The 6,844-nt window shown below is 65.3% G+C and carries 5 protein-coding genes; 1 reads left to right on the forward strand and 4 read right to left on the reverse strand.

The features are described 5' to 3' along the window. Positions 1–227 precede the first annotated feature (227 nt). Entirely contained in the window at positions 228–1,700 is a 1,473-nt protein-coding gene (locus A6A04_RS00685) for a hypothetical protein (protein WP_068489327.1), read from the forward strand. 12 nt (positions 1,701–1,712) lie between these two features. On the opposite strand, the gene hemA is transcribed toward A6A04_RS00685, so the two are convergent. From hemA to A6A04_RS00705, 4 genes are all read right to left on the reverse strand, one after another. Beyond that, positions 1,713–2,951, reverse strand: coding sequence for a 5-aminolevulinate synthase (hemA, locus tag A6A04_RS00690; RefSeq protein WP_068489328.1), 1,239 nt, complete (start codon positions 2,949–2,951; stop codon positions 1,713–1,715). 123 nt (positions 2,952–3,074) lie between these two features. Further along, positions 3,075–4,454, reverse strand: coding sequence for an aspartate aminotransferase family protein (locus A6A04_RS00695; RefSeq protein WP_068489329.1), 1,380 nt, complete (start codon positions 4,452–4,454; stop codon positions 3,075–3,077). Positions 4,455–4,671: 217 nt separating this feature from the next. Beyond that, a complete protein-coding gene (locus A6A04_RS00700; protein ID WP_068489330.1) occupies positions 4,672–4,977 on the reverse strand; it encodes a hypothetical protein in 306 nt (101 codons plus the stop codon). Positions 4,978–5,052: 75 nt separating this feature from the next. After that, entirely contained in the window at positions 5,053–6,519 is a 1,467-nt protein-coding gene (locus tag A6A04_RS00705) for a redoxin domain-containing protein (RefSeq protein ID WP_068489331.1), read from the reverse strand. Positions 6,520–6,844 lie beyond the last annotated feature (325 nt).

Here is a 6,844-nt window from a genome sequence, read left to right on the forward strand (position 1 = left end):
GACCGTGAAAGTGATTTGCAACCCCCCTAGGAGGGAGCGTCTCATCAGTCGTCTTGCTTGCGGCTGACGAGACCCAGGCATGCGCCTGAGTAATGATATTAAAAATGTGGTTATTATGCTGGGGGTGTTGAAGACAACAATTACGTTGATGTGCCCCTAGTCCTTGCGTCCGCCATGAAACGGACTAATATTATACCTATCGGGACGAAATGCGGGCGGAGGGCGTTATGAGTGCAGGTCCGGCGAGCATTTGGCTTCGTCTGGCGCAGTCCCTCCGGACGATCTGGGAGGATGACCGGCAGACCGGCCCAGGCACGGCAGCGAAAAGCGACGAGCCTTCAAAGCCTCGCGGCGGCAATGCGGAAGCCGCCGCCGATTCCCTGCGCGACCGTTTCCTCAATGATCCCGAGTTCAAGGGATGCCTCCATATCATCTCCCTGGCGGAATACCGGGAATCGGTGGGCGATAAATGGCTTCGCCTCGGCGACAAGGTCGCCATGATCGTCGAACAGGTGATCCGTCGCCATGGCGGGCGCGAAACCCCGTTCTGCCGTGATGGCGAGGATGCCTGGATCGTCGCCTTCCCTAACCGGTCCCCCGATACCGCCCGTCAATGCACGCGGGCCATGGTCGAGGATCTGGGCCGCCATCTCTTCGGCGAGCATATGGCAGCCGGGGGCAAGTCCCTGGCGCTGTCGGCCGAACTGTCGGCCGCCGAGGCGGTGGATGCCGACGGCAGCCTGATTCCCAGCCGGGTTCAGGCGGCGGTGACCAGCCGACGGACCCAGGGGCCACAGACCGTGGCGGACAGCGACAACAAATGGACCAGCCTGGGTCGATCCGAACAGGCCCGCAAGGAAGAGATGGCCTGGGAGGTCATGGAGGCCAGCGGCACCAAGAAGGCGCCGGCCTTCGATCCCGACATGGTGGGAGCCTTGCCGCCGGGTGCCAAGCTTTCCCTGACCTGGCGGCCCACCTGGGTGGCGTCGGGCGAGGCCATCTCCGCCTATGGCGCCCGCATCTGCCGTTTGGACCGCGAGGGCGACGAGCCCATCGAGGGCGTGCGCGCCTACCCACCGGGTGACGAGAAGACCGCGCTGGTTCTGGATCGCTTCGTGGTTTCGGCGGCGGTGCGCGACATCCTGGCGGCGGCGCGTTCCGGCAACGAGGCCGCCAACCAGGCCTCGGCCATCGTACCCGTCAGCTGGTCGTCGCTGGCCTCGGATCAACGGGGCAGCGTCATCGTTCCCTTCTCCGACCTGACCCAGGACATCCGCAACCAGCGGCTGGTGGTGGAGATATTCGGCATTCCCGATGGAACTACCACGCCGGAACTGGAGGCGGTGGTGTCCTATTTGCGCAAGCTGTGCCGCGAGGTGCTGGTGCGCACCCGCATCTCGGCCAAGCGCAGCTCCCTGGCGGCCGAGATCGGTGTTTCCATGGTGGGGCTCGACCTGTCCGAACTGCGGCCCGAGGAGAAGATGGACGACGAGCACCTGCTCGAAAGCATGGAGCGCATGCACGAGGCCACCGCCAAGGACGGCATCGGCTGCTATCTCTGGAGCGCGCGTCGCCGCAAGGTGGTGGGCGGGCTGGTGCAGGGCGGCCTGGAAATGGTCAACGGCCCCGGCCTGATGAAGGACATTCCCCGTCCGGCCATGGTGGTTCCGGCGCCAAGATCGCGCTTCGTCGCCGCCTGAGGGAGCGGCGGATTACTCCGCCGCCTTTACCGCCCGGGGATGATGGACCTTCTGCAGGTCCAACTGCTCCCACACGGCGCAGAACGACTCCACCAGATGATCCATCATGGCATCGTCATGCAGCGGCGTGGGGGTGATGCGCAGTCGCTCGGTCCCCACCGGCACGGTGGGATAGTTGATGGGCTGCACATAGATGCCGTGCTCGGTCAGCAGCATGTCGCTGGCCTGCTTGCACAGGGCGGCATTGCCCACCATCACCGGCACGATATGACTGACCGACGGCATCACCGGGATGCCGCGTTCCAGCAGGCGACGCTTGGCCATGGCGGCACGTTCCTGGTGCTTGTCGCGCAGTTCGGGATGGGCGCGGAGGAAGCGGACCGAGGCTAGGGCGGCGGCGGCGGTGGCGGGCGGCATGGAGCTGGAGAAGATGAAGCCGGGGCCGAAGCTGCGGACGAAATCGACGCAGGAGGCCGAGGCGGCGATATAGCCGCCGACCACGCCGATGGCCTTGGCCAGGGTGCCCTGGATGATGGTGATGCGGTCGCGCACGCCATCACGCTCGGCCACGCCCGATCCTTCGGCGCCGTACATACCCACGGCATGGACCTCGTCCAGATAGGTCATGGCGTTGTGGGCCTCGGCCACGTCGCACAGCTCGGCCAGGGGCGCGATATCGCCGTCCATGGAATAGACCGACTCGAAGGCCACCAGCTTGGGGGTCTCCTTGGGGTAGGCCGACAGCAACTGGTCCAGGTTCTCGGGGTCGTTGTGGCGGAAGACATGCTTGGCCGAGCGGCCGTGGCGGATGCCCTCGATCATGGAATTGTGGTTGAGCTCGTCGGAAAAGACGACGCAGCCGGGAATGGTGGCGCCCAGGGTCGACAGGGTGGTCTGGTTGGCCACATAGCCCGAGGTGAACAGCAAGGCGGCTTCCTTGCCGTTGAAGGCGGCCAGTTCCTCTTCCAGCATCACATGATAGTGATTGGTGCCCGAGATGTTGCGGGTGCCGCCGGCTCCGGCGCCGCAGCGGTCCAGCGCCTCCTGGGCGGCCTTGATCACGTCGGGATGCTGGCCCATGCCGAGATAGTCGTTGGAGCACCAGACCACCACTTCATAGGTCTTGCCGTCGCGGTAGTTCAGCGCGACCGGGAAGCGCCCGCGCTGCCGTTCCAGATCGGCGAAGACGCGATAGCGGCCCTCGCTCTTCAGCTCGGAAATCCGCTTGGCGAAGTAATGCTCGTAATCCATCGACGCTCCTCCCGACGCGCCGTTGAACCGGCGCGAGCCTTGGCGATCCTAGAGGATCGAAAAGCTCGGGCGCAAGTGTACAAGATGTAATGCGCCTGGGCTTTCGACTGAAGTATCACATAGTTATGCGCGAGTGATCTCGCCATGAGCTTCGTCAAGGGCCTGGCCGAAACGCCGCAGCAGGTCTCGGATTTCCTCTGCCGAGATGATCAAGGGGGGCGCGAAGGCGACAGTATCGCCCATGGCCCGCAGAATCACGCCATGGGCCTGGGCCTTGGCCACCACCCTGGCGCCGATTCCCAGGGCGGCATCGAACGGCGCCTTGCTCGCCTTGTCGGCCACCAGTTCCACCGCGCCGATTAGCCCGACGCCGCGGGTTTCGCCCACCAGGGGGTGACCACGGAAGGCGGCGAGTCCGTCCTGCAGTACCGGCGCCACCGCGTTCACCTGGGCCAGGATGTCGCGCTCGGCATAAATCTTCAGGGTCTCCACCGCCACGGCGGCCGACACCGGATGGCCGCCATAGGTATAGCCGTGGCCGAACACGCCGATGCGCCCCGATTCCTCGGCGACCGGGCCGTAGACCCGCTGGTTGACCATCAGCGCCGAGATGGGGGCGTAGCCCGAGGACAAGCCCTTGGCCAGGGTCATCATGTCAGGCCGGATGCCGAAGGTTTCGGTGCCGAACATCTTGCCGGTGCGGCCGAAGCCGCAGATGACCTCGTCGGCCACCAGCAACACGTCGTATTTGTCCAGCACCGCCTGGATCTTGGGGAAATAGCCGGCGGGCGGCACGATGACGCCACCGGCGCCCATCACCGGTTCGGCGAAGAAGGCGGCGACGGTGTCGGGGCCTTCCTTCAAAATTTGCGCCTCCAACTCGGTAGCCAGACGGCTGGAGTACGCCTCCTCGCTTTCGTCGGGCCGGGCGAAGCGGTAATGGTGCGGGCAGGCGGCGCGGATCACCTCGTCCACCGGCAATCCGAACGAGCGGTGGTTGTTGGGCAGGCCGGTCAGCGCCGCCGTGGCGACGGTGACGCCGTGATAGGCCTTGTCGCGGGCGATGACCTTGATCTTGTTCGGCTGGCCGAGGGCATGGGCGCGATAGCGGATCAGCTTCAGGGCGGTGTCGTTGGCTTCCGAGCCCGACCCGGCCAGGAACACCTTGGACATGGGGACGGGGGCCATGGCCAGCAGCCGCTCGCACAGCTCCACCGCCGGGTCGTGGGTCTTGTGGCTGAACAGGTGGTAGAAGGGCAGCTTGCGCATCTGCGCCGCCGCCGCTTCCACCAGCCGCTCCTCGCCCCAGCCCAGCGAGGTGCACCACAGCCCCGCCAGTCCCTCGAAATAGTCGCGGCCCGCCTCGTCGAACACCTTCACGCCCTTGCCATGGGTGATGACCAGCGGCCCCACCTCCTGGTGGCGGATCAGGTTGGTGTAGGGGTGCAGCACCGAATCCACGTCGCGCTCGGCGGTGGTGCGGTTGCGGGCTCGCGAATCCATGGGGCCTCCCGGTCTTGAAAGGACCCGCAGCATAGACCCGCCGGGGGAGGGGAGGGCAAGGGGTTCGGTTATTCCAAACGGCGTTGATCGAAACCGATCAACGCGCCCTCAAGCGGCGGGTGGGCCACCTCCGTGGCCCTTGCCTCCCGCGCCATGTGGCGCGCGGCCCCTTGGGCCTAGCCAAACCGCAATGAGTCCAACTCATCGCAGTTTGGTATTACGGCTTGGTGTGTGACTTCATCTTATAGGCATAGACATAGAGGTCGTTGTCGCCGGGCTGACCGCCGGGGCCCTTGGTCTTGCGAGTGGTGCGGAAGAATTCGGCCACCTCGTGGGCCTCGAACTCATCCTTGGCGAGCCGCGAAATCCAGGCGTCGCCTTTTTCCTTCAGCTTGTGCAGGCCGAACAGCTTGGTTTTCGGGCTGCCGGTGAAGCCCACATACCATTCCCCGAAATTGCCGCCATTGCGGCCGATGCAGTCCTCGATATCGTCGATGATTTCCGTGCGTGACTTTGCCGCCATGTTTCGCTCCCCAACAGCTCGGTCAACAGTAGGCCGAGGCGCCCCCTGCTGACAATCGGGCGGTTGCCCCATAGTCTATTCCATCCAGGTCCGGCTCCGTCCAGTCGCCAGATCGATCTCCACGATGCGGTGATTGTTGGTGTCGCTCAGCAGCAGCCGGTCGGGGCCATCGGCGGCGATGCCGGCCGGTTCCGACCAGGGGCGGCATGCGGCATCGGTGCAAATGGGGCTGAGGCTGCGCACCTGCCCATGCTCCAGGTCGACCAGCCGCACCGCGCCATTATAGCTGTCCGCTACCGCGAGAATGTCACCGGCCAGGGCCAGCCCCAGGGGGTGCTGGAAGCTGGCCTCGGCCAGCGGGCCATCATCGCTGCCGAAGTCGAACAGGCCGCGCCCGGCGATGGTGGTGACCTCGGCATCGCCGTCCAGGGCGATGCGGCGGATGGCGGAGCTTTCGGCATCGGCCAGATAGAGGCTGCGTCCGTCGGGGGCCAGGGCCAGGCCGCTGGGTTGGGCCAGCAGGGCATCCTCGGCCATGCCATCCAGCAGATTCTCGCCGCCGCTTCCCGCGACCAGATGCAGTGACTCGTCGGCGAGGTCAAGACGGAGAATCTGATGACTGCCGGCATTGGCGATATAGAGCGAACCATGGACCACTTCCACATCCCAGGGCGAGGCCAACCCGGTTCCCGGCGGATTGGCGCCCGGCCACAGGGCGCCGCCGCGCCGTCCGCTGCCCGCCAGGGTGGTCACCCGCGAGGTCTGGCGGTCGATGCGGCGGATGGTGTGATTGCCGGTATCCGCCACATAGATGGCGAAGCTGTCGCATGCCAGTCCCTGGGGGGAATTGAAACTGGCGGAAGCCGTGCCGTCGCTGAAACCGGCCGTGCCGCTGCCCCATCGCTGCAGTTCCCGCCCCTGGTCGTCCACCAGCACCACCTGATGATTTCCGCCATCGGCGATGGCCCACTGTCTGGCGCCAGCCTCGCCAGGGCAGGGCTTGATCTTGCCGGGAAAACGCAGCGCTCCTCCCTCGGTCTGGGGCATGGGCTGGCAGCGGGGCAGCGGGGTCGGGCACAACTGGCCCTCATGACGGAACTGCTGCAACATGCTGGCGACGCCGTTCAGCATCATCTCGGGATCGGGCTCGCCCGCCATCTGGCCGATCACCATGCCATCGGGGGAGATCAGCACCAGCGAGGGCCAGGCGCGGATGCAGTACTGGTCCCACAGCAACGAGCCGGGATCGTGGATCACGGGATGTCGGATGTCGTGGCGCCGGATGGCGTCGGCCAGGGCGCCAAGCCCGCGTTCGTGGTCGAATTTAGGACTGTGGATGCCGATCACCGCCACCTCGTCGCCGAATTCCTCCTCGATCAGGCGCAATGTCGGCAGGGTATGAAGGCAGTTGACGCAGCAGAACGTCCAGAAATCCAGGATCACCAGACGCCCGCGCAGATCGGAAAGGGATATGGCGGCATCGGTGTTGAGCCAGGCTAGGCCGGGGAGGTCGAAATCGGGGGCGTGGGTCAATCCGAACATGCCTGGCAATCCACCCGATCCAATCAAGTCCTGCTCTTCTATAAGGTTGCCCGGACGGTCGGTTGCAAGGGCCGCAGCGGGCAACAAGCCAGTTGCGTCGTACCGGGTGCGGGAGTAAGGTTGAATTTCGTCCCGACCGCAGGGGCGCCGTCATCGATCCTTCATATTTAGGTGTTGACGGCATCGTCGGATGGGACTACAACCCGCCTCCCGCTGCAACGAACCCCCTGGGTTTTGGGTGGTGGGACGGCCCGGTCGACGGGGTTTACCTTCGGGTAAAAACAAGTGTTGACGGGGTTGTTTTGGCGGGGTAGAACCCGCCTCC

This window comes from Paramagnetospirillum marisnigri (assembly GCF_001650715.1).
Lineage (GTDB): Bacteria > Pseudomonadota > Alphaproteobacteria > Rhodospirillales > Magnetospirillaceae > Phaeospirillum > Phaeospirillum marisnigri.